The organism is Desulfomarina profundi, from assembly GCF_019703855.1.
Lineage (GTDB): Bacteria > Desulfobacterota > Desulfobulbia > Desulfobulbales > Desulfocapsaceae > Desulfomarina > Desulfomarina profundi.
On sequence record NZ_AP024086.1, the window covers coordinates 1,657,428 to 1,680,813 of the forward strand.

General features: G+C 43.2%; 23 protein-coding genes and 1 pseudogene. 10 read left to right on the forward strand and 14 right to left on the reverse strand.

Going from position 1 to position 23,386, the window contains the following annotated elements:
• Positions 1-80 precede the first annotated feature (80 nt).
• The 4 genes from LO777_RS07680 to LO777_RS07695 all read right to left on the reverse strand — a co-directional run bounded on the left by LO777_RS07680 (position 81) and on the right by LO777_RS07695 (position 3,865).
• Positions 81-1,004: a DnaJ C-terminal domain-containing protein gene (locus LO777_RS07680; protein WP_228856930.1), complete on the reverse strand. Its 924-nt coding sequence runs from the start codon at positions 1,002-1,004 to the stop codon at positions 81-83.
• A 277-nt stretch (positions 1,005-1,281) separates the two neighbouring features.
• The gene (locus tag LO777_RS07685) at positions 1,282-1,716 is read right to left on the reverse strand and encodes a single-stranded DNA-binding protein (RefSeq protein WP_228856931.1); all 435 of its coding nucleotides are present in this window, start codon (positions 1,714-1,716) and stop codon (positions 1,282-1,284) included.
• A gap of 151 nt (positions 1,717-1,867) precedes the next feature.
• Entirely contained in the window at positions 1,868-2,983 is a 1,116-nt protein-coding gene (locus tag LO777_RS07690) for an SPL family radical SAM protein (protein ID WP_228856932.1), read from the reverse strand.
• Between the two features lie 12 nt (positions 2,984-2,995).
• Positions 2,996-3,865 (reverse strand): glycosyltransferase family 2 protein, encoded by an 870-nt coding sequence (locus LO777_RS07695; RefSeq protein ID WP_228856933.1) that lies wholly within the window; start codon positions 3,863-3,865, stop codon positions 2,996-2,998.
• 154 nt (positions 3,866-4,019) lie between these two features.
• On the opposite strand from LO777_RS07695, the gene LO777_RS07700 reads away from it, so the two are divergent.
• The gene (locus tag LO777_RS07700) at positions 4,020-5,516 is read left to right on the forward strand and encodes an Rne/Rng family ribonuclease (RefSeq protein WP_228856934.1); all 1,497 of its coding nucleotides are present in this window, start codon (positions 4,020-4,022) and stop codon (positions 5,514-5,516) included.
• 80 nt (positions 5,517-5,596) lie between these two features.
• Entirely contained in the window at positions 5,597-6,973 is a 1,377-nt protein-coding gene (locus LO777_RS07705; protein WP_228856935.1) for a M23 family metallopeptidase, read from the forward strand.
• 23 nt (positions 6,974-6,996) lie between these two features.
• Here LO777_RS07705 and LO777_RS07710 read toward each other — a convergent pair whose 3' ends face one another.
• Positions 6,997-7,164, reverse strand: coding sequence for a hypothetical protein (locus tag LO777_RS07710; RefSeq protein ID WP_228856936.1), 168 nt, complete (start codon positions 7,162-7,164; stop codon positions 6,997-6,999).
• A 213-nt stretch (positions 7,165-7,377) separates the two neighbouring features.
• Between LO777_RS07710 and lptF the strand changes: the two genes are divergently transcribed.
• On the forward strand, positions 7,378-8,808 hold the full coding sequence (gene lptF, locus LO777_RS07715; protein ID WP_228856937.1) for an LPS export ABC transporter permease LptF: 1,431 nt from the start codon (positions 7,378-7,380) through the stop codon (positions 8,806-8,808).
• A gap of 26 nt (positions 8,809-8,834) precedes the next feature.
• Positions 8,835-10,436, forward strand: coding sequence for an NAD(P)H-hydrate dehydratase (locus tag LO777_RS07720; RefSeq protein ID WP_228856938.1), 1,602 nt, complete (start codon positions 8,835-8,837; stop codon positions 10,434-10,436).
• A 69-nt stretch (positions 10,437-10,505) separates the two neighbouring features.
• On the opposite strand, the gene ung is transcribed toward LO777_RS07720, so the two are convergent.
• The 9 genes from ung to LO777_RS07765 all read right to left on the reverse strand — a co-directional run bounded on the left by ung (position 10,506) and on the right by LO777_RS07765 (position 18,560).
• Positions 10,506-11,192 carry a uracil-DNA glycosylase gene (ung, locus tag LO777_RS07725; RefSeq protein WP_228856939.1) on the reverse strand — a complete coding sequence of 229 codons (687 nt, stop codon included), beginning with the start codon at positions 11,190-11,192 and terminating at the stop codon, positions 10,506-10,508.
• Positions 11,193-11,273: 81 nt separating this feature from the next.
• A complete protein-coding gene (locus tag LO777_RS07730; protein WP_228856940.1) occupies positions 11,274-12,494 on the reverse strand; it encodes a chemotaxis protein CheB in 1,221 nt (406 codons plus the stop codon).
• A 77-nt stretch (positions 12,495-12,571) separates the two neighbouring features.
• Complete coding sequence (gene nadD / locus LO777_RS07735; RefSeq protein ID WP_228856941.1) at positions 12,572-13,216, reverse strand: nicotinate (nicotinamide) nucleotide adenylyltransferase; 645 nt, start codon at positions 13,214-13,216, stop codon at positions 12,572-12,574.
• 2 nt (positions 13,217-13,218) lie between these two features.
• The gene (locus tag LO777_RS07740) at positions 13,219-14,475 is read right to left on the reverse strand and encodes a glutamate-5-semialdehyde dehydrogenase (RefSeq protein ID WP_228856942.1); all 1,257 of its coding nucleotides are present in this window, start codon (positions 14,473-14,475) and stop codon (positions 13,219-13,221) included.
• Positions 14,476-14,563: 88 nt separating this feature from the next.
• Positions 14,564-15,811, reverse strand: coding sequence for a glutamate 5-kinase (gene proB, locus LO777_RS07745; RefSeq protein WP_228856943.1), 1,248 nt, complete (start codon positions 15,809-15,811; stop codon positions 14,564-14,566).
• A gap of 50 nt (positions 15,812-15,861) precedes the next feature.
• On the reverse strand, positions 15,862-16,869 hold the full coding sequence (gene obgE, locus LO777_RS07750) for a GTPase ObgE (RefSeq protein ID WP_228856944.1): 1,008 nt from the start codon (positions 16,867-16,869) through the stop codon (positions 15,862-15,864).
• A 125-nt stretch (positions 16,870-16,994) separates the two neighbouring features.
• The gene (gene rpmA, locus LO777_RS07755) at positions 16,995-17,252 is read right to left on the reverse strand and encodes a 50S ribosomal protein L27 (protein ID WP_228856945.1); all 258 of its coding nucleotides are present in this window, start codon (positions 17,250-17,252) and stop codon (positions 16,995-16,997) included.
• A 70-nt stretch (positions 17,253-17,322) separates the two neighbouring features.
• Complete coding sequence (gene rplU, locus LO777_RS07760) at positions 17,323-17,634, reverse strand: 50S ribosomal protein L21 (protein WP_228856946.1); 312 nt, start codon at positions 17,632-17,634, stop codon at positions 17,323-17,325.
• Positions 17,635-18,113: 479 nt separating this feature from the next.
• On the reverse strand, positions 18,114-18,560 hold the full coding sequence (locus tag LO777_RS07765) for an AP2 domain-containing protein (protein WP_228856947.1): 447 nt from the start codon (positions 18,558-18,560) through the stop codon (positions 18,114-18,116).
• A gap of 347 nt (positions 18,561-18,907) precedes the next feature.
• Between LO777_RS07765 and LO777_RS07770 the strand changes: the two genes are divergently transcribed.
• The 6 genes and pseudogenes from LO777_RS07770 to dnaB all read left to right on the forward strand — a co-directional run bounded on the left by LO777_RS07770 (position 18,908) and on the right by dnaB (position 23,372).
• Positions 18,908-19,306: a MazG nucleotide pyrophosphohydrolase domain-containing protein gene (locus LO777_RS07770; RefSeq protein ID WP_228856948.1), complete on the forward strand. Its 399-nt coding sequence runs from the start codon at positions 18,908-18,910 to the stop codon at positions 19,304-19,306.
• A gap of 152 nt (positions 19,307-19,458) precedes the next feature.
• The gene (gene rpsF / locus LO777_RS07775) at positions 19,459-19,902 is read left to right on the forward strand and encodes a 30S ribosomal protein S6 (protein ID WP_228856949.1); all 444 of its coding nucleotides are present in this window, start codon (positions 19,459-19,461) and stop codon (positions 19,900-19,902) included.
• A gap of 42 nt (positions 19,903-19,944) precedes the next feature.
• Positions 19,945-20,190, forward strand: a complete 246-nt coding sequence (rpsR, locus tag LO777_RS07780) for a 30S ribosomal protein S18 (protein WP_228856950.1) — start codon at positions 19,945-19,947, stop codon at positions 20,188-20,190.
• Positions 20,191-20,207: 17 nt separating this feature from the next.
• Entirely contained in the window at positions 20,208-21,179 is a 972-nt protein-coding gene (locus tag LO777_RS07785) for a DUF2232 domain-containing protein (protein ID WP_228856951.1), read from the forward strand.
• A 136-nt stretch (positions 21,180-21,315) separates the two neighbouring features.
• Positions 21,316-21,771 (forward strand): 50S ribosomal protein L9, encoded by a 456-nt coding sequence (gene rplI / locus LO777_RS07790; protein WP_228856952.1) that lies wholly within the window; start codon positions 21,316-21,318, stop codon positions 21,769-21,771.
• 234 nt (positions 21,772-22,005) lie between these two features.
• Positions 22,006-23,372, forward strand: a pseudogene (gene dnaB / locus LO777_RS20990) (replicative DNA helicase).
• Positions 23,373-23,386: the final 14 nt, after the last annotated feature.

The window sequence follows — 23,386 nt, forward strand, 5'->3', positions numbered from 1 at the left end:
ATACACGGGAGTTTGCTTAACAAGCAAAAAATATTTGTGATCCTGCGGAGCATCCGCTTGCTAATAGAGTTTATTGACTGTTACAAGCCCAGTTCCTGCAATTTTTCAACCAGCTTTCGTTGTTCTTCCGTCAATTCACGGGGCACCTTCACCCCCACCTTGACATAAAGATTTCCACGGTCTCCCAGAGGTCCTGCGGGCAAACCATATCCTTTTATCCGAAGGCGGGAATCATGCACCGAACCCGGCTCAATATTGACCTTGAACTTCTTTCCCTCCAGAGTTTCAATTTCGACTTTCGTCCCCAGACAGGCTTCGCTGAATGAGATAAGTTTTTCAACGATGAGATCATCATTTTCCCGACGGAATCGTCTGTCATCAGCTATACTTACCTTCAGATATAAATCACCCGGAGGACCGCCATTGGGAGATTCTGCACCTTTACCCTTCAGACGAAGTCTTTTTCCGGATTCTATGCCTTTTGGGATTTTAACTGAAACGTTATGGGTTCTACCATTTTTTTGCAATGTGATCTTACGATCAGCCCCGTTGAGAACTTCGTCCAGAGTCACTTCAATCTGATAAGTCATATCCTGGCCTTTTACCGGCGCTGAATGACACCCACCCCCGCATCCTCCGGAACGATTAAAAAAAGAACCAAAAGAACGACCTCCTCCATTTCCACCCATTCCTGAGGTAAAAGAGGCCGTGCGACCACCAAAATCAAACTGCCTGAAAATTTCATTCAGGTCGAAGTTTCTGAAAATATCTTCCTGGGAATACTGCCGATGAAACTGTGTGGAACCAAACTGATCGTACTGCTGTTTCTTCTCGGGGTCCGACAAAACGGCATAAGCCTCACTTATTTCTTTGAACTTCGTTTCAGATTCCTTATCACCCTTGTTTTTATCGGGATGATATTTCAACGCAAGTTTCCGATATTTTTTCTTTATTTCTGCAAGGGATGCTTTCCGATCAACACCCAGAACTTCATAATAATCCATAACACAGTATTATAACTCAATAAAATTCATCTTAAGGGTACTCCATACAGCGAAACACAAAACCAGCAGAAATCGCAATATACCATTGCGGGCGAAAACCAGACGAACCAGCATGACTTGACCCAATGAATCAACAGCAAAAAAATCCGATTGCGGTAAAACGGTCTTCGGTCGCGGAATTCTCTAACAAACAATAAAACAGTTGAATGGCACGTCAATACTCCAGTTATAGTCTGTCCAGAAACATGATCTTCTGTTCACGTTTAAAAAATATGGACTAGAACGGAACATCCTCACCTGTTGTTGGACTTCCTCCTGTGGAACTGTCCCCAAATGGATCAGGGGGCAGTGGAGGTTCCTGGCTGCCACCACCAGCAAATTCACCACTTCGTGGAGTAAGGTTCTGAATCGTTGATGCTATGATTTCAGTAGTATACCGATCATTGCCATTCTGATCCTGCCACTTTCGAGTCTGCAGGCGTCCTTCAACATAAACCTTCATTCCCTTGGACAGGTAGTTACTGCAAAACTCGGCACTCTGTGCCCAGACTATCACACGATGCCATTCAGTTTCTTCCTGAGGATTCCCATCCCTATCCTTCCAGCGTCTGTTGGTGGCCACACTTAATGTCGCAACTGCAGTGCCACTCTGTGTATATCGCAGTTCAGGATCACTTCCCAGATTTCCCACAAGGATTACTTTATTTATCATTAACCATTCTCCTGATTTTTATTAAAAAAAATATCTCAGTCTCATGACCGGGATCATCATTTTTAGCCAATGCTAAGTCCATATCTGAACCAGATTCAATACCATAGACTGTAAAACATACACATAAAAAATAAAACCTTTACCTGAGGGGCTATGAAACACTCCTGTCCAGCATACGCGGAATCCCCCCTTTTTCTTCTGGAACAAAACCCATAACCTCTTTCCAGATCTCATCGCTTTCCATGCAGAAATAAATACAGGTCCGGGAAGAAGCTTTTTTCTTGAGTTCCTCATAGATATGACGATACAGTTTGACTCTTTCCGGTCTGAAATACCTGGACTTGTTATCAAGACCCTCGATAAATTCCTGAAAATATATATTTGAATTGGGAAAACGTTTCATTCCAATATCTTTCAGGCTCGGAATATAACGCAACGCTCCCATGGATATCCAGGCTATTGCATCGGCAGGAACAGTTTCGTACAGCAGCCGTACAGTTTCAGAATATCCCTCACGCCAGCCAGGATGATCAATAATCGGATCAAAATGAAAGGCCAGCCTGTACCCCATGTCCGCGCATTCTGCAGCAGCCGCCAACCTTTCATCCAATGTAGCAGAACGCAGCTCCTCCTTTTTCATGACAGAAGGACTGTTTAATGACCATGCCACAACAGTCCTTCTGTTGTGCTCAAGTCCCTTGAGATTCTCTATCACCGCACTTTTGGTCTTCAACTCCAGAACTGCATTTGTCTTTTTGGCAAAATATGAAACAAGATATTTACTCAGACATGTAAATCTGTCAATGGCCAAAGAATCGGTAAACTCCCCTGTACCAATCCGGTAAAATGTTTCCGGATTCTCATTCAGCGCAGCATCGAGTTCTTGAAACAGTTTGTCAATATTCACATAATGTGTCAACCATGGAGAATTCAGATAGGCCTGCAGAATACAATAAACACAGTCAATGGGACAATTCATTCCTGTGCTGAGTACCTGGTAATCACAACACCGATATTCTTTTGTACCTGGACAGGGTTTGAAAAAAACTCCCCGGTTTTCACAGAGGAACAACTGACGTTTTCCTGCCGTAAGATTTACAGCAAAATCCCCATCCAGATCATTGGGCTTCCCTCTCTCTGCAACCGGAATATAATCAAGGCCTGTTCTTTCTATAATTTCCCGAGTATACGGCAGATTCAGGCATGACTCCTCAACATAGAGTTTTTCTATGAAATATGATGGATCCTTCCACGATTTTCCCGCCACAATGCCTCCAGTTCATTTCACGGATTCAGATAGATATCTCATTTTGTACTTCTCTGTAAGTTGAAAGAATGATTGTCCCTCCTCTTTTTTTCCATGCTTTATACAACCATTCCCATAAACAGTACACTTTTTTTCAAGCTCAAGCAGGGCAGCCTGTATCTGATCTTGCTGAAGGATACCCGAATCCAGTAAATTGGTAATGGCTTGAATTCGTAACTTATCCATACCCACACGATAAATATAAGAGACCTGGTCCGCACGCCCTCCTTCTTTAATTGTCAACGGTAAATCAATAAGATAAAACAAAAACCTGCAACTTACCCTGAGCCAGAAATCATAGTCTTCGCAACACCTCAGGCGTTCATCAAATTTTCCCACTTTTGAAAACAGCTCCTTTTTCAACATTACTGTTGACATACCAACTCCACATAACAGAAGACAGTGATTAAAGATATTGCCGTGTCGGGGAATATGGATCCTCTTCTGATTGAGATGTTGACCATTTCGAAGCCATTTTTCCCTCGTGTGACTGATCCAGAAATCTGGATTTTCATTCATTGCCGCAAACTGCAGTTCCAGTTTTTTTTTGTTCCAGTGATCATCTGAATCAAGAAAAGCAATATAGGGATATCTGGCGACTGTAATCCCGCTGTTTCTTGCTCCAGCAGGCCCACGATTTTCCTGCCGTAAATAAATTACATCAATGGTATACCGTTGAGAAAAATCCCTAACAACCGATGCGGTTTGATCAGTGGACCCGTCATCAACAACGATAATTTCTCCACATCTCACCGTTTGCCTGCGTATGGATTCAAGCGCCCGGTTGAGGAATTCTGAACGATTGTAAGTGGGAATAATGACCGAAACTGGGCAGGGAGACATCAAAATCTTGTTAAGTTTTTAATTTTTTAATTATGCAAATATAAACAATAATTATTATGGCAATTTACCAAAGTAATACTGTATACTATAGAATTCGAATAGTATACTCCTTCTCCCCGGAGAAGTCTAAATATTAGATAATTACGGTTTTACAATGTCCACAGAAATAATGATCAACGCGACGAGCTATGAGGTGCGTCTGGCCCTTGTGGAGGATGGAACCCTGAGCGAATTTCATATGCAGAGGCATACTGAAAAAGGCCTCATGGGAAATGTCTACAAAGGCAAAGTGGTTCGTGTCCTGCCGGGGATGCAGGCTGCATTTGTGGATATCGGCTTGGAGCGCACAGGATTTCTCTACGTTGCCGACGTCTGCGTTGCCTCTGATTCCCCCGAACTTTGTTCCTGCATGACCGACTGTGCTAATACCAATATAAAAGCCCAGGGACTTCACATTGAAGATCTTCTGACTGAAGGTCAGGATATCATTGTCCAGGTCAACAAGGATCCTATCGGTACAAAAGGGGCAAGACTCACCTGCCATATAACCCTTCCCTGCCGAAATCTTGTTTTTATTCCCCTTACGGACCATATCGGCATATCAAGAAAAATTGAGGACGAGGAAGTTCGCGAACAACTCAAACAACAGATCGAGGAAATTCGTCCCGATAATGCCGGTTTTATCGTTCGGACAGTCGCAGAACATGCAACCAGGGAAGAGCTTGAAGCTGACATGGAGTTTCTGATGCTGCTCTGGGATGACGTAATGGACAGGGCCAAAAACCTGCCAGCACCTGCAGTTATCTTTGAAGATCTTGATATTATCTCCAGATCCATCAGGGATTTTTTCACTCTTGATGTGGATAAACTCATAATAGATGATCCGGCCGGGCATAAAAAACTTCTCCAGTTCGCGGAAACATTTGCCCCCCAGCTTCTGGACAAAATCGAACTGTATGACGAAAAAATCCCCCTGTTTGAAGCCCACAACATAGAGGCGGAAATAACAAGGGCCACAGAAAAGAAAGTATGGTTGCGTTCCGGTGGATATATCATAATTGAAAGTACGGAAGCGTTGTCAGTAATCGATGTCAATACTGGGCGATTTGTTGGAAAAAAGAATCTGAATGATACGATTTTCAAAACCAATATGGAAGCGGCGATTGAGATAGCCTACCAACTTCGATTACGTAATATCGGTGGAATAATCATTATTGATTTCATTGATATGGAAGATGAACAGCATCGGGAAACTCTCTTTAATACATTTAAGGAGGCCGTAAAAAAAGATAAGAGCAGGAATAATATTCTCAAGCTCTCTGAATTTGGTCTGGTGCAGATGACACGGAAAAGAAATTCTGAAAACCTGCACCAGCTGATGTGCGAACCCTGCCACTACTGTTCCGGCGAAGGTATGATCAAATCCAGGCGCACAATCTGCTATGATATCTTCAGAAAAATCAGCAGGAATGTCAGCAGGGCAAAAGGATCGACCATAACCCTGCGGGTCCATCCCAGAATAGCGGACATGCTCAATGAGGAAGAAGAGTTGACAAGAACACGCCTTGAGGAGGACACAGGAAAACGCATTATTGTCGCGCCCTCAAAAGACCTGCACATGGAAAAATACGAAATAATCTGGCAGAATTAATTTTTTTCTCAACCCTGTAGCAATGGCACAGGATTGAGCCACCTCATTCATTCTTTGTATCTACAGGAGCTTAGCCTGTCATGGCTTTCAAATACAAAAAAAAATCTTCCGGTCCCCGTCGCTTTTTTCTCACAATCCTGCTGCTCCTTGTCATCACCGTTATAACCGGTGGTTTTTTCCTCTTTTTCGAAGGAGAAAAACCTGTTGCAAGCCTCAATGGAAACGGTGAATTCATCGGTAAAAAGGGGGTTGTCAAATTCACTGTCTCAGACAATCAGAGTGGAATAAAATCAATTACTCTAACAGCAGCCCAGAACGATCAAACAAAAATACTTTATAAAAAAACTTTTAAAAGGAATTCTTATAAAGGGCAGGCTGGTCCGACAAAAGAGAGTAAAGCTATTTCTTTCGATGCAAAGAAACTTGGCTTTAAAGACGGTCCGGTACTGCTTGCTCTTGAAACCTCCGATTTTTCTTTCAGAGGCTGGCTGAAAGGAAATACCACCCATGTCACGAAGAAAATTATTCTGGACACCAAACCTCCCCGGATCCAGATTCTCCACAGTGAAAAATATATTATACCCGGCGGAAGTGGTATAGCCATTTACAGATTATCTGACAAGGAAGCCGGAAATGGCGTCATGCTCAACGGCCATTTCAACCCCGGATTTCTGATTGGGGACGGCCGCGATGATACGTTCATCGCATTTTTCGGTCTTCCCTATGATGCCAAATCAATAGACACCCTCGCAGTCACCGCCATTGACAGAGCAGGTAACCGGACAGTGGCCCCCTTTTCCACAATATATAAGGCCGACAGGAAGAAACGTGACAGGATTAATGTCACAGATGGCTTTCTGAACAAGAAAATTCCTGAGTTTGAGCAGTTCTACCCTGATCTCACAGGAACCTTTTTGGAAAAATATCTCTATATAAACAATACAGTACGCAAACAGAACAACCAGAAAATAAGCTCTTTATGCAATAGCCCATCTGCAAAAAGAATGTGGAAAGACAAATTTGCGCGAATGCCCGGCAGTTCAAGAGCCGGTTTTGCCGACCATCGCACCTATTTTTATAAAGGACGTCCCATTGACAAACAAGTCCACCTGGGTATGGATATAGCATCAACAAGACGTGCCAATGTGAGAGCTGCCAACAGCGGTATAATTGTTTATGCGGATTATTTAGGTATCTACGGCAACATGATCATGATTGATCACGGTCAGGGGGTCTTCAGTCTTTATTCACATCTCAGCCAGATTAATGTGGCTCCAGGAGACAAAGTCACACCACAATCCGTTATTGGATTAACGGGCACTACCGGAATGGCCGGAGGAGATCATCTCCATTTCTCCATGCTTGTCAATGGTATTTTTGTCACCCCAAAAGAATGGTGGGATCAGCACTGGATTGAGGTGACCGTGGATGAGCCGCTTATCGATTCCAAATTTTAATATCTGCCTGCAAAAGGCAGCGATCAATCTTCATAATCATAATCAGGGCGGCGGCACAATGCACAGCGAAGAGTCGGATCATCCCGATCGAAGATCCATTCCCATTTTTTTTCACGTATCATTGACTCTTCCTCAACACCACAGGTAATACACACCCATTTATCACCTTCTTCCGTTTCATACAAATGCATTGTTTCCCTCGATTTATTGATAATATGGTTTATAATCCCAATGACAATTTCTTATACGAATGAAAACACAGTTCATTATGGAGGCGATGAACCTCCCAAGCTGAATTTCACATTCATTGAAAATACTTTTTACTACTGTTATTCAACCTGTCATGCAAGTTTTTTCTCCCGATAATTGTCGTGACAGCAGGTAGCCATCTTTCCGTGCACTTTATGAAACCGTTTTCCAGACTTCCCCTATTATTATACAGTTATCTGGCAACTGAAATGCTTGCACCCTTTTTTGCCAGTTTCATAATAATGAATTGTGTCTTTTTCCTGGTCAAGCTCATACCATTTCTCAACTTCACCCTGGAACTTGACATAGGGCTGGCTGATTTCATCAGGCTTTTCACTTATCTGTTCCCCAATATTTTCCTCTATTCAATTCCCATGGCCGCAATGATGGGAGTAACCATTGGTTTTGCCCGCCTTTCAAGTGATTCAGAGATTCTCGCACTCAAAGCCAGCGGTATCAGCGTCTACCAGATCCTTCCCCCCGTCATTGTAGTAGCAACTCTTATCGCCCTGCTGACCGGTTATTTTTCCATACGGCTCATCCCTCTGAGTGAGATTTCCATGAAACATCTCACCTACCAGTTGCTGAGAGAAAAATTAAACAAAGGTATTAAAGAACACACCTTTACTGAAGCCCTTGGAGATGTAGTCGTTTACGTGGAAAAAATTGACAAACAGACTGGGGAATGGAAAAAGGTATGGGTTTCGGATATGCGCGGAGTTGACAACCCTGTTATAACCATGGCCTCAACCGGCTCCATGAAAGGAAATGCAGAAAACATGCAAGTTTCCATAATTCTCCGTAACGGCAGCCTGCACAGGCCTGGAAATGACAATGCCCAGATCGTTCAATTTGATCGATACAGGATTAACATTCCTCTCCTGCCCTCATCGACAAAGGCGACAAGATTGAAAAGAAGTGCCCTTACCATGGGGCAACTCCTTGCAGAAGCCAAATCGATCAAAGAAAACACGGAACATAAACGAAAACTGCTCATCGAATACCATAAACGCCTGGTTCTTCCGGTGGGTTGCCTTATGATCAGCCTCCTGGGTCTTCCCCTGGGTCTGCAGGCCAGACCCGGAAAAAAAGCTATCGGCATTCAGATTGGTCTTGCTATTTTTGTATTGTACTACATCCTTTTTACCTTTGGAAAAACTCTCGCTGAAGAGGATCGTCTACCAATTGCCCTGTCCATGTGGACACCCAATACCCTCTTTTTCGGCCTGGCTGTTTTCTGGATTACCAGAGTATCAAACGAAAAATCACTTATTCCTGAAAATATAACAGTTTTTTTTCAGAAAACAGGTAATAATATACGAACATTGCTTTCAAAATTTTATAACCAGGTAAAAACCGGATTTCTCGGTATCGCCCAATCCGACAGTTATGATGTTACTGGAGACACAGAAACTGACCGTGCAGAAAATATTGTAAAAGGAAATGCAAAAAGTCGAGTATTCCATGTAAAGTCATGCGAATATTATAATTGTAAAAACTGCACAATTGAGTTTAAGGACATTCAGGTCGCTCTGGACGCCGGATTCGAACCGTGCCGATTCTGTAAAATTTTTATTGAAGAGTAACGTGTTCATTTTTCAGGAGATTTTCCATGAAACTACCCACATCAAGTGAGATGAAAGGTCTTGATACGTCTGCCATTGAGGAGTTCAACATTCCAAGCATAGTGCTTATGGAAAATGCAGGCCTGGGAACTGTAAAAATGATGGAGAAACAGTGCGGTCCCTGTAAAGACACTTTTGCTCTTATTTTTGTCGGCCCGGGTAATAACGGTGGAGATGGTCTGGTCATCGGTCGCCATCTTCACCAGAGGGGTTGTAAGCCTGTGTTTTTTTTCCTGGTCAACCCGGATTCATTGAAAGGTGATGCGGCAGTCAATCTCAAGATTATAAAAAAACTCAGGTTACCGTTCCATGTCATAGATACACCCAGCAGGGTGGAGACAATACCAATTTTATTGAAGCAGTTTGAATCAAGAGGGTTACCCTGCTATGCAATAATTGATGCCATTTTCGGCATCGGTCTCACCAGAAAAGTGGAAAGCCATTTTGCTGACACCATAAATCTTATCAACAGAAAAAACTTCGCTCACCGGTCTCCTGTCATTTCCGTTGATACTCCTTCAGGGATGGATGCAGATACAGGGAAAGTGCTTGGCACATGTATAAGAGCCAATTATACCGCCACATACTGCTGTGCAAAACCTGGCCATTTCATCCATGGCAGTGCTTCATGGACAGGAAAACTTGAAATAATCGACATAGGAATTCCCCCTGAGACCATCTACAATGCCGATATCAGAACAGAACTCACAACTCGGGAAAGCTGTAGAAAAATCACCTGCAATCTGAACCGAAAAAAAGCTTCCCATAAGGGTATACATGGTCACCTCCTCATCATCGCCGGATCATCAGGAAAGACAGGTGCAGCTGTTCTTGCAGCCAAAGGTGGGCTGAGGGCTGGAGCCGGGCTTGTTACCCTCTGTGTTCCGCATAAGCTGAATAGTATTTTTGAGGCAACTGTTGTTGAAGCGATGACAATTCCGCTCCCAAACAGTACCGATTACATTCTTCATGACGATATTGATCTGATCATTGATGCAGTCCAGGGCAAAAAGGCGGTTGTCCTCGGCCCCGGACTAGGTACAGACCCAAGCACTGCCAAACTTGTCATGCAGCTTTACAGTTCCGTTCCATGTCCTATGATCATAGATGCAGATGCGTTTAACATCCTTGCAGCGAACAAAGAGGAAATTCCACTCCCGGCTGGTCCAAGGATTTTCACTCCCCATCCCGGCGAATTGAGCAGGTTGATAGGGAAAACAGCAGATGACATCCAAAATAACCGCCTGGAAGCCACAGCGGAAGGCTGCGATGTTTTTTCAGGCTCGGATCATGAAACAATATTTATGCTGAAAGGCGCTGGAACTCTTATCACCTCAGGTGACGGCAAAACAGTTATCAATACCAGCGGCAATCCAGGAATGGCAACAGGGGGCATGGGAGACGTGCTGACTGGAATTATCGGAGCACTTATATGCCAGGGGGTATCAGTCAGAAACAGTGCCATAGCCGGTGTTTTTCTCCATGGTTGCGCCGGAGACTGTCTCTATGAAAAGAAAGGTGCAGGATATACAGCAAGTGAACTGGCTGATGCTGTTCCAGTAACCATAAAAAAATTCCTGAACGACTGACGAACAATAAAACAAAAAAAAACCATAGATAGTGTCTATCTGGAAATAATATTTCTTGCTTGAGTTCACCTACCATTCGACAGGTTTTTGTCCTGTCTTTTCCAGGTATCTATTACATTTCACAAAAACATTGGACCCCAGAAAGCCCCTGTGAGCTGACAGTGGAGAAGGATGAGTTGTGGCGAGAACCAGGTGTTTTGTCTGATCGATGAGCGCTGTTTTTTTCTGGGCAAATGCACCCCAGAGCATAAAAACGAGGTTTTCCTTTTTTTGTGATAATGTTTCAATAATATTGTCAGTCAAGGTATGCCAACCCAGTTTTACATGGGAATTTGGCCTCTTGGCAATCACAGTCAGACTGGCATTGAGGAGCAGAACCCCCTGCCTGGCCCACCTTGTCAGGTCACTGTCCCGGCTGACAGGTTTACCACTATAAACTGATCGGTTGACTTCCTGCAGAATATTCCGCAATGACGGTGGAATCGGTATTCCTTCCCTGACAGAAAAGCACAATCCATGAGCCTCCGGTCCCTTTCCCGGATGCTCATTGAAATACGGATCCTGCCCTATGATAACAACCCTTGTATCGCCGAAACTGGTCTGTCTCATTGCAGCAAATACATTTTCACGCAGGGGAAAAACTTTTATATTTCCACCGGATTCATATGCCTTTTTTAAAAGAGATCTATGGTAACCCTGTCGCATGAGCGGTACCGTCTCTTCCCATAATTGTGACTCAGTCCGCATTTCCTCCATGGCAACATCTCATTTCTTAATTTTGTAATCACTCAAAACAATGCGTATTAATTACAGGACTCAGGAACAGGCCGGCTTTTATCATCCCGTGACAATATCATCTTTTGCATTGTGATGCAGGTGTTTGATTTTTTCGACCAGCGTATCCATGGAAACTGTAGTATGGATATTACACTGCTTCATAATCCGTTTTCCCATTGATGAACAGAGGCAGGCTGTCGACTCAAGAATGAGCTGTGTTCCCTTATTTCGCATAAGGATACTTACTCCTTTCTCCCCTTCTTCATTTTCCCCCGAGATAATTACCCCGGCTGCTTTCTTTTTATAGATTGCACTCACCGAAGCCATAAGTACATCCAGTGGTCCGACATTGTCGGCAGTCTTTTTCAGTAGACGCTGTAAAGTCAAACGGGTGCTGTAGGGTTTCAGACACATATAATCTTCTCCTGAAGCCAGATAACAGTTTCCCGCTTCAACACTTACACCGTCTACAGCACGCAAAACCTTCATTGAGGAAATAGAGTCAAGATATTCAGTAAATGAATCGATCTGTTTGACATGGCGGTGGAGAACAACGATCACCGCTCCACCCATATCAGGTTCCAGTCTGGGGATAATATTCAGCAGATTATAAAATCCACCTTCTCCGCCACCTATAACTGTAACAAAAGTATTTCTCCGATACTGCCCTGTGACAACGAGATCAATGGAATCACCGCACACTGAACAGATGATGTTTTCATCCATTCTTGTTCTACTGAAACTGACAACCTCTTTATTCCCGCATTCTTCACAGAACACTACTCTCTGCTCCTCCTCTGCAGGAAGTGTAAAAGATCCGGAAGCTGTAAAGACCGGACTGACCGATTTCACTTCCATCCCGGCTGCCTTTTTAACCTTGTCCGTAATGAATTTCTGATGAACCAGCAATTTATTTTCCTGAAAAATAAAATTCTTGCAGATAAAATCCACAGCTCCGTTCTTCAGTGTATCAAAAGATCTTGCCGTACCTTCCTCTGTAAGACTGGACAGCATAATGGTCGGAGTAGGGCGGTGGATCATGAGATGCTGCAGAGCCGTCATCCCGTCCATAAGAGGCATTTCCACATCAAGGAGAATGACGTCCGGGTTGGTTTTCAGCACAAGATCTAGCGCTTCAATACCATTTTGAGCTTCTCCAACAATGACTATATCATCACAGTCATCAATCAGGTCTCGAATAAAGCGCCGGAATACAAGGGAATCATCCACTACCAGAAGGGATATTGAGGAAGTTGGGGAACCTGTAATTTCTGATTGCATTTTTTCTCTTCCAGGCAACCGAATAATTGTGACCTGCCACCCCACAAGGGGAGCCAAGTGCTGTAAAATGAAAATTCTCACCCACCGTGCTGATACAACCGTTTATCCCGGATGTATTCAACCACTTTTAACGGGACATACTTTTTCAGTTCCCTGTCGTTCTCGCTGATCTTTCTGATGAAAGTTGACGAAACTCCAACGGGGATTGTGTCAAGAAACAGAATGTCCTCCCCCCCCCAGTCACTGCTCCAGTGACTCTTTTTCTTTCTGTCATATCCTATATTCAAGGCAAGATCAACCATCTTGCAACTATCTACATCTTTTCTGTGGCCGACAATAAGAGATACCTGACTGAGGACCTGTCTGAATGATTTCCAGGTTAGAATATCAAGAAAGGCATCACTGCCGATAATAAAAAAAAGTGTACAGTCCTCTCCCAGACGTTTTTTCAAAGTTCTGAGTGTGTCTATTGTATAGGAAGGAGCCGGTAATTGTCCCTCGATACAATCGTACCGGAACATGGGATAATTTTCACAGGCGATCTCCATCATCCTGCAACGGTGGAAAAAGGAGACCAGCTCGGATTCTGTTTTATGGGGAGGAGCCTTTGATGGGATAAAAATAACCGTATCCAGGGAATATTCCTGAATGGCAGTTTCAGCCAACTCGAGATGGCCAAAATGTACAGGGTTGAAGGTACCACCCAATACTCCAGCACGCATTTTCACACCCTGACCTGCCCCTGTCCATATACCACAAATTTCTTAGTGGTTAATTCATCCAGTCCCATCGGTCCATAGGCATGAAGTTTTGTTGTACTGATACCGATTTCCGCACCAAGTCCTAATTGACCTCCGTCATTAAATCGGGTGGAGCTGTTGACCATTACAGCCGATGCATCAATCTCATTAATAAATCTCTGGGCAGTTGTATAATTTTCCGTAATAATTGACTCGGTATGCTGGGAGCCATACTTTCTGATATACTCTTTTGCTTCATCGAATCCTTCAACTATTTTGACGCAGAGAGTCAGATCAAGGAATTCTCTGCCCCAATCATCGGGACCTGCAGGAACAATATCTGAAGAAAGGGCGACACTGCTCGGACAACCAAGCATTTTCACTCCTTTTTCACCCAGGGAATCGGCAATCAGGGGAATGAATTTTTCCGCAATTGATTTGTGAATAAGCAATCCCTCCAAGGCATTACATACTCCAGGTCGGTGGGTTTTTGAATTCAAAATAACAGGTATCGCTTTTTCAAGATCTCCATCTTTATCCACATAGATATGGCAAACACCTTTATAGTGTTTTAAAACAGGAATGGATGAATTGTTGCAGACAAACCGGATAAGCCCTTCTCCGCCCCTGGGAATGACAAGGTCTATCTGTTCCTCAAGAGTCAGAAGATGATTGACGGCTTCACGGTCAGTCACCGGAATGACCTGAATACAGTCCCTGTCAACACCCTGATCATCCAGGGCTTTCTGTAATACTGTTGCCAGGGCAAGATTTGAATGTATCGCCTCTGAACCGCCACGGAGGATTACACTGTTCCCGGCTTTCAGGCAGAGAGCAGCCGCATCGATGGTCACGTTCGGTCTCGATTCATATATCATGGCGATAACACCAAGGGGAACAGACATTCTCCCGACCAGGAGCCCATTTGGTCTCTTGACAAGTCCATCAAATTTTCCAACAGGATCAGGCAGGCTGCAAATTTCCGCAAGCCCGCTGACCATGGATTCAATAATGGAATCTGACAGGGTCAGTCTGTCCAGCATCGCCGGAGAAAGCCCCTTTTCCTCTCCAGCCGCAATATCCTTTCTATTTTCGCCCTGAATATATTTTTTTTCTTCAATAAGTAATTGTGCAATTTTCTGCAAAACCTGGTTTTTTTTCCCGGTTGACAGAGACATCAAGGAATAGGAACCTTTTCTTGCCTTTTCAGCTATATCAATTACGGTGTTTTTCAGTGTCATCGTATTTTCGTGTTCCTCTTGGGCAATATGAGAGTCTCCTCCACACCTGGTACTTACCGTAGATCAGACTTTCATTGTTCATAATAGGCTACAACACTACAAGATTATCTCGATGCATAATTTCATCAACATCCTTGTATCCAAGAACCTGTTCAATTTTATCTGTCCGCAACCCTTTGATTCTAAAAAGATCGCCGGAAGCGTAATTGACTAGTCCAACCGCTATTTTTGTTCCATCTTCATCGACACAAACTACGGAATCCCCAATCTCAAACTCACCAACAAGTCCGATCACCCCTGAGGGAAGCAGGCTTTTTCCATTTTCAGAGACTGCAGCACAGGCACCTTTATCGAGAACCAGGGTTCCCTTGGGCTTGAGAACATAGGCAATCCACCTCTTGCGACTCTGCATTTTTTCCTGTTGAGGCAAGAAAAATGTCCCAACCATTTCTCCGGAAAACAGATGTTGCAGAATGTCTCTTTTTTTACCGGGGCCAATAAATGAGCTCCCGCCGCCGGCGGCAACCATTTTTACAGCATTTATCTTACTCTGCATGCCGCCTGTTCCCAGTGCGCTTTTGCTGTTGCCAGCCATTGCTTCAATTTCCGGTGTAATCTCGGAAACGGTGTAGACAGGTTTTGCGGTAGAATCCTGCTGGGGGTCAGCATCATAGAGTGCATCGACATCTGTCAGACAGATAAACATATCAGCTTCAATGAGATTGGCCACAAGTGCCCCGAGATTATCATTGTCACTGAATTTTAATTCCTCGGTTGAAACAGTGTCATTTTCATTTACGACTGGAATAACGCCGAGTTTAAAGAGGGTAAGGATTGTATTTCTTACATTCAAATATCTGGATCGACTCGAAAGATCGGAATGGGTCAATAGAATCTGGGCAATTTTTTTATCGTGGTTGTCAAAAGCCTCATCGTATAGATGCATAAGACAGGATTGACCGATTGCTGCCAGAGCCTGTTTTTCTTTTATTGAAAGATTTTTATCGGAAAATCTCGTTGTAGTGGGTTGTTTGACCCCAGTCGCTTTTTCATCAGTTTTCTGTGACCGGACTGCTTGGTCCGACCATGCAGGTTTATCTGAAAAGTCGAGCTTTTTTCTTCCCGCGGCCACGGCACCGGAAGTGACAAGAATAACCTCTCGTCCACTGTTATGGAGAAAAGATATCTCCCTTGCCAGATTCTGTATAACGTCGTAATCCATTCCGTCTTCTGCTGTAAGAATAGCACTGCCGACCTTTACAACTACACGCCTGGCCTTGTCAAAAAGAGTTTGCCTGAAATATAATCCTTCTTCTCTGTCAATTTGGTTTTTCATGATGCTTTCAAAAAGTGTAACTCAATAGACCCAGTAAGAGTGTAGTAGCCTTATCCTGAAAAATCACTGTCCTGGAATTCCAGAATTTCTTCAAGTTTTTCAACCAGATTATCAATTCCACGACCTGATTCGCAAGACAAAACAATAACATTTTGATTTTTATCGGTAAAATGCTCTCTTAATTCTTTTTGTCTCTCTTCATCAACAAGATCACATTTATTAAGCACAATTATCCGCGTCCGATCTGCAAGTTCTTCCTTAAAATAATTAAGCTCCTTTTCTATCGTGACAAAGTTTTCCCTGCAGAGTTCATCAGCCATATCGACAATATGGAGAATAATACTGGTTCTTTCAATATGTCTTAAGAATTTGTGACCAAGACCAACACCCTGATGTGCCCCTTCAACCAACCCGGGAATATCGGCAATAATACAGGATTCATGGTACTTGAAGTGCATGACCCCCAATTGTGGTTCAAGGGTAGTGAAGGGGTAACTGGCAATTTTAGGATTTGCAGCGGACAGTCTGGAAAGCAATGTTGATTTGCCGGCGTTAGGCAACCCAACAAGACCAATATCAGCTATGAGCTTTAATTCGATCTTCAACCATTTTTCCTCACCCGGCTTGCCCTTTGTTGCAATTCTTGGAGTACGATTGGAACCACTGGCAAAACGAGGGTTTCCAAAGCCGCCCTTTCCGCCGGCAGCCACCAGAAGTTCTTCACCGTCTTCAGTCAGGTCTTTTATGAACTCACCGGTTTCACTGTCTTTAATAATTGAACCGGCAGGAACGACAATAATGCAGTCCTTTCCTTTACGACCATGCATATCTTTGCCCTGACCATTGCTGCCACGCTCGGCCTTGAAATGGGATCTATATCGAAAATCAATCAGAGAATTTACCGATTTATCGGCCCTGATAATCACATTGCCCCCACGACCACCGTCACCACCATTGGGGCCACCTTTTGGCACGAACTTTTCACGACGAAAACTGACACAGCCATTGCCGCCATCTCCAGCTTTCACAAAAAATTTAGCTTCATCAATAAAACCCATTCAATACCACCATCAACTGCTTTCAGATTCAAGTTGAGCAAAAAAAAACTCGACCTTGAGTACAGTAAGGTCGAGTTCATTTATTCAGGGACTCTCACAAGTCCAGAAAAAAGTTCTGCGAAAGATCAGGCCTGGGGATAAACACTGACCCTCTTTTTATTTTTCCCGAAATCCTCAAAGGTCACAACACCATCCACTTTGGCGAAAAGAGTATAATCCCGCCCACAGCCTACATTCGTACCTGGATGAATTTTTGTTCCAACCTGTCTTACAAGTATGTTTCCAGCTTTTACGATCTGACCACCGAAACGCTTTACACCACGCCGCTGACCGATACTGTCACGACCGTTCCTTGAACTACCACCTGCTTTTTTATGAGCCATTTTCTACTCCTTACGGATGACGAAGACAGTACCTCTGGTACTGATTACTCTAATTTACAGTTTTATTATTTTAAGCGGTTATCGCTTCAATTTTCAAGGCAGTATATGCTTGCCTGTGACCTTTCTTCAAGCGGTAACCCTTACGTCTTTTCTTTTTAAATACTATAATTTTCTTACCTTTTCCCTGCTCGGCGATTGTTGCGGTCACTTTGGCATTTTCCAGAAGAGGACGTCCTATCTTGACTTCTTCACCATCAACTACCATGAGAACATCACTTAAATCAACACTGTCCCCGACATTGCCTTCAAGTTTTTCAACACGAACCTGATCACCACAGGCAACCTGATACTGTTTTCCACCAGTACGTACTATAGCATACATTATATAAACCTCTTAGAGTGAATTCTTCAAACGCTCACAACCAACAAATCGGCACAATAACAGACAATTAAAACCATTTTCGTCCTATTTGTCAATATATTTTTCCGATTACTTACAAAACTCTGTTTATGCAGAAATATGCCCATTCATTCGGTATCATCTCCAACCTGCCTGTGTCAAATGGGTGACAGGCAACAATATAAAAATATTATTTACAATATTATTTTATTTCGAGGGAATAAACGGCATATCAACAGATTTGTCAATCAGGAAATTGATCTGCAAAAAAATGTCCTGATTGATTTCTCTGGAGATCAATCAGGACATTTTAAAAAGGAAGCTTTAAAATATATCCTGAATCCGTAAACACCCTCAGAGTGACAAGTGATTTTTCACCCTGTGACAGTCAGTATTTTTACCGTTTTTCACCTTATTTATAAAAATACAGTTACAAAATCAACACGAATTCAGGTGTATTGCTATGATGAATATTCAAGGCGAGCTTTTTCCTTCTCCTGACGAATGGAGCACGCCCGCAGAAAAGCAGCTTTTTTGCCATGCTTGTTTATCGATACTGAAGTTTTACCCTGTTTCCCCTGGTGGGTTACCCAACTCACTTCATATCTGTTGAGTTTTTCATTCAAGCGTACACCAACAACACCAGTTCCTGAATTACTCACGGTAACCATATGCTTATTGGTCCTGACCTTGCCAAGTTTCTTCTCGGTTTTATCGCGCCATGAGATTGCGGAAAGCAGACTTGAATATCTTCCACCACATTTTTTATCGGAAAAAAACTTCGAATGGGTTTTTCCAAGAAATCTTACCCGGACATACCACCCATGAGTCCTTTTGGATTCCTGGTCAATCCTGGCGATGTCCTTATGTTTTTCCAATAATATTTTCTGTTTCTTTTCATCTTCCATAATCAACCCTCAATTATGTTTAGTATTACCCGGTTTATCTTGACCGGTGATTAAATATATGCCACATGTCTGTCGTTTCTCCTCGCAATTATTCAAAAATGAATGGGACAGATCAGGTGGCACTTTGATACATTGTACATATCTGTTATATCTATGTTGGAAGAATTCAGTTGCCATTTTCAAAACCTGACAACAGATTTCTGCAATTTCTATTAGTTTGTCAAAGCAAGAAAGTCAACAAATTTTTTGCTTTACTGAGAAGAATTATGCTTAATTATCAATATCTCTAATTCGATCCTTTCTCATTTAAACAAGTTATTCAAGTTAGAAGCGCAATGTGATCTACCATGAAAAACAACCTCAATCTTCTTGCAGCAACAATCAGGCGACTTCGATCTGAAAACGGATGTCCCTGGGACAGACGACAGACTGAATCTTCTTTAATCCCATACCTGCGGGAAGAGATGGAGGAACTCATCAGTGCTGTTGAACACGAGGATTATTCCAACATGTGCGAGGAGCTTGGGGACCTTCTTTATCTTGTTATGATGATAACTGAAATCAATCGGGAAAAAGGTCGATTTGATTTTTCCACTGTTGCAGAATCGATTAACGAAAAACTTATCAGACGACACCCCCATGTTTTTGCTGGAAAGCCCTATGAAAATGAGAATGATCTCAAAAAACAATGGGAAAAAATCAAGGCCGAAGAAAAAGAAAAATCAATTGACACCAATCCCTCCTAATTGTATTATACGCAGTTTTTATCGTTAGGCAATTTATTTATGCAGCAATCCCTGCTGCCCTTCTTGCTCGTGGTTCATAGATACACTGTGAACACGGGCCGAGAACTGCGGAAGCGCTCCGCAAACAAATTACAGTCCATAAGGAGGAACTGATGCGCAGATATGAAACAATTTATATTCTTCGCCCGAATCTTGGGGAAGAGGAGATCAACAAGGTAGTTGATTATGTTGGTCAGATCATAACAGATGAAGGTGGAACTGTTATTGACCTCAACAAATGGGGCATGAAAAAACTTGCCTATCTCATCAAAAAAGAGAGTCTTGGGTATTACGTTTACTGCAATTACGCGACTACTCCCGCTGCAGTCTCCGAAATCGAGAGAAAATTTAGAATCGATGACTCTGTTTTAAAATATTTGACCATAAAACTGGCCGATTCAATCTCAGATGAACAGATTCAGCAGGCTGTTGAGGAGATTTCAGCCCGGGAAAATGTTCCCGCCGCAGAAGGGACTCCTGAAGCCGATGAACCAGAAAAAAAACCTGAGGACTCAAAGACAGACGACGAGGACAAAGGCGAAAAAACCGCTGAATAAGTTAATTCTTTTCAAATAATACCCCATAGAGAGGGCTTGATTATGGCACAACGACCACAAAAAAAATTATTCTCAAGGAAAAAAGTCTGCCGCTTCTGCGCGGACAAAGAACTTACTATCGATTACAAGGATGTAAAAACTCTACGTAATTTTGTCTCTGAGAGGGGAAAGATTATTCCACGACGAATTCTCGGAACATGCGCAACCCATCAGCGTCAGCTGTGTGAAGCCATCAAACGGGCCAGACAGATTGCTTTTCTGCCCTATTCCGGGTCTTCACAGAATTAGAAAGACAGGGGCACAATGTGAGTGAGGGTAGCACAGAAAATCCGGAAATCAGAAGTATACTGAGAAATATTCTTCTTTTTTCGATTGCACTGGTACTGCCCGGACTGCAATGGACACTCTTCGGCTGGCTGCATATGCTGCTTCCTGTGTGTGTCTTTTATCTGCTCGGCAGATATGGAATACGTTCCGGCAACAGAATGGTTCTTTCTTCGCTGGCACTGGCTCTTCTGATTTACCTGCTGGCCCGTCGGGTCGATTTTTTTCTCCTGTCGGTCTCCTTGTTGCCGGTGAGTTATGTTCTTATTCAATCAGCTCGACGCAGGGAATCTCCAGCAATCAGCGGCCTGAAAGGCGTACTTGTTCTTGCCGCATGCTGGATTCTGGCATTTGCTGGTCTGTCCATAGGAGCAGAGACTTCCTTTTACGCTCAACTGCTACTCACACTTGATAAAGGAATTGGAGAGGCACTGCAATATTACAGAACCAGTGAAAACATCAGTTCGGATTCGCTACTGCTGCTTGAAACCACACTGCAGCAGATGAAGGTTATTATACCGGTAATAATGCCTGCCATGCTTGGCAGCTTTATTTTATTGATAACATGGTTCACCATGGTTTCCGGCAACAAACTGGTGACACGGACATGTGGCTGGGCGCCCTGGGAACAATATCGTTACTGGCAGCTCCCGGATAAACTTATCTGGATCGTCATTATTTCAGGAATGATCATTCTGGTACCGACATCGCCCATGAGGAGTTTCGGGATCAATGTTCTAATTCTTTTGAGTATAATATATTGTTTTCAAGGTCTTTCAATTGCTGTATTTTTCCTGGAAAAATGGAATATTCCTATTTTTTTCAGGTCATTTTTTTATATTATGATAATCTTTCAGTCTTTTGGTACGGTTCTACTCCTCGTTGTCGGTATTGGTGACATCTGGCTGGATTTCCGTAAACTGCATCAAAAACCTGAAGAACCCGGTGATTAAAATAACAGGCCGAAGCTGTGTACGACTCTGGTCATGTTAAAAAAATTCAACACGTTTTAACCCGACTCACAGACAACCAAAAGTGATAAAACTCGTTTTAGTCGGATTATAAGCACACATATACAGGAGTTTAAAAATGGAACTCATTTTAAAAGAAACGATCAGCTCCCTTGGGCGTGAAGGTGATGTTGTTACCGTTAAAGACGGGTATGGAAGAAATTACCTGTTGCCCCAGGGGAAGGCCATGTTGGCCAATGAGCAGAATCTTGCCATACTTGCCAGGAACAGGGCAGCAATTGAGGCTAAACTTGAAAAAGAGCAGAAACTTGCCGAAAAAACAGCCAAAAAGATTTCAGCACTCAATATTGAAATTGAGCAGCTTGCTGGAGATGATGAGCGACTCTTCGGCTCAGTCACAAATGCGGATATCTGTGAGAAACTGGCTGATTTGAACGTTAATCTGGATAAACGGCAGATTCTCCTGACAGATCCGATAAAAACCCTTGGAGAAACAAAAGTTCAGGTTAAAGTCGGGTTTCAGATGACCGCTGAAATCACTGTCAAGGTTGTTCCTCTGCAGGCAAAAGAATAGGCTTTAAGACAATCTAAACCTCTGACCTGCACTCAAGCAGGTTTCAGTTGACATTACTTCGTCTCCTGGTACTCTCGTGAGAGAGCAGACAGTCAGGTCCTTATGGAAGTGTAAAACCGCAACAGAACTTCCAGACATATAATAAAAAACACACCTTAAGGTTCTTCCTTCATGGTGTGTTTTTGTTTCTTTATTAAGTCCCACTTACTCTGCCAAATGGAAGAATATTTTACTATGGATCAACCCCGCGGCCAGATAGTTGCCGGCAGAATGCCCCCTCAGAATGTTGAGGCTGAACAGGCTGTTCTCGGCTCAATTCTTCTCAAAGCCGATACTTTTGGCAAAGTCCTTGAAATTTTAAAACCGGAAGACTTTTATAAAGATGGTCACAAACTCATTTTCGAGGTGATGATTGATCTTTTTGAGAAGAACGAACCACAGGATGTTCTGACTGTATCAAATCTTCTTCGTGACACCAACCGACTTGAAGAAGCGGGAGGAGCCACATATCTTGCCACTCTTACTTCAATTGTCCCCGTCACTTCGAACATCTCCAGCTACGCTAAAATTATCAGGGAAAAATCAATTCTCCGTAAATTGATAGAAGTAAATACAGACATTGCCGCCAGATGCTATGAGGAACAGAACGACATTGATATCCTCGTGGATCAGGCGGAACAGGCGATTTTTGATATTGCCGGCAAAAAAAGCGGACAAAATTTCACTCCAATTAAATCTATAGTCCCGAAGCCTTTGCAACAGTCGAACAGCTGTACCAGAGAAAGGAGCTGATAACAGGGGTTCCCACCGGATATATTGACATTGACAGGATGACTGCGGGGCTGCAACCATCTGATCTGATTATCGTTGCCGCCAGACCTTCCATGGGAAAAACTTCGTTCGCCATGAATATTGCCCAGAATGCTGCTCTGGTCGAAAAAACCGGTGTCGCGGTTTTCAGCCTGGAAATGTCAAAGGAGCAGCTTGTCATGCGTCTTCTCAGTTCTGCGGGACGTATAGACTCCCAGCGAATCCGAACCGGCAAACTGCAGAAAGAAGACTGGGCAAAACTGACACGGGCAGTTGGTATGCTCTCTGAGGCCCCCATTTTCATTGATGACACTCCTGCCATCTCCGTACTTGAAATGAGAGCAAAGGTACGAAGACTGGCTGCTCAGCATGATATCGGGCTTATCATTGTCGATTATCTCCAGCTGATGAGAGGAAGAGGAGCCATAGAAAACCGTACCCAGGAGATCAGTGAAATTTCCAGATCCCTGAAAGCTCTTGCAAAGGAGCATAATGTTCCGGTAATCGCCCTTTCCCAGCTCAATCGTAGTCTGGAAAGCAGAACCGATAAGCGCCCCATGATGTCTGATTTGAGAGAATCCGGGGCAATTGAGCAGGATGCCGATGTTATCTGTTTTATTTATCGTGATGAGGTTTATAACAAGTCGGAAGATAACCCTGACAGGGGTATCGCTGAAATTATCATTGGTAAACAGAGAAACGGTCCCACCGGGATCACCAAGTTGACATTCATTAAAGAATTCACCATGTTTGAAAACATGAGTATCTACGATGAACAGGAAGGATACTGATTTTCCCATTATAA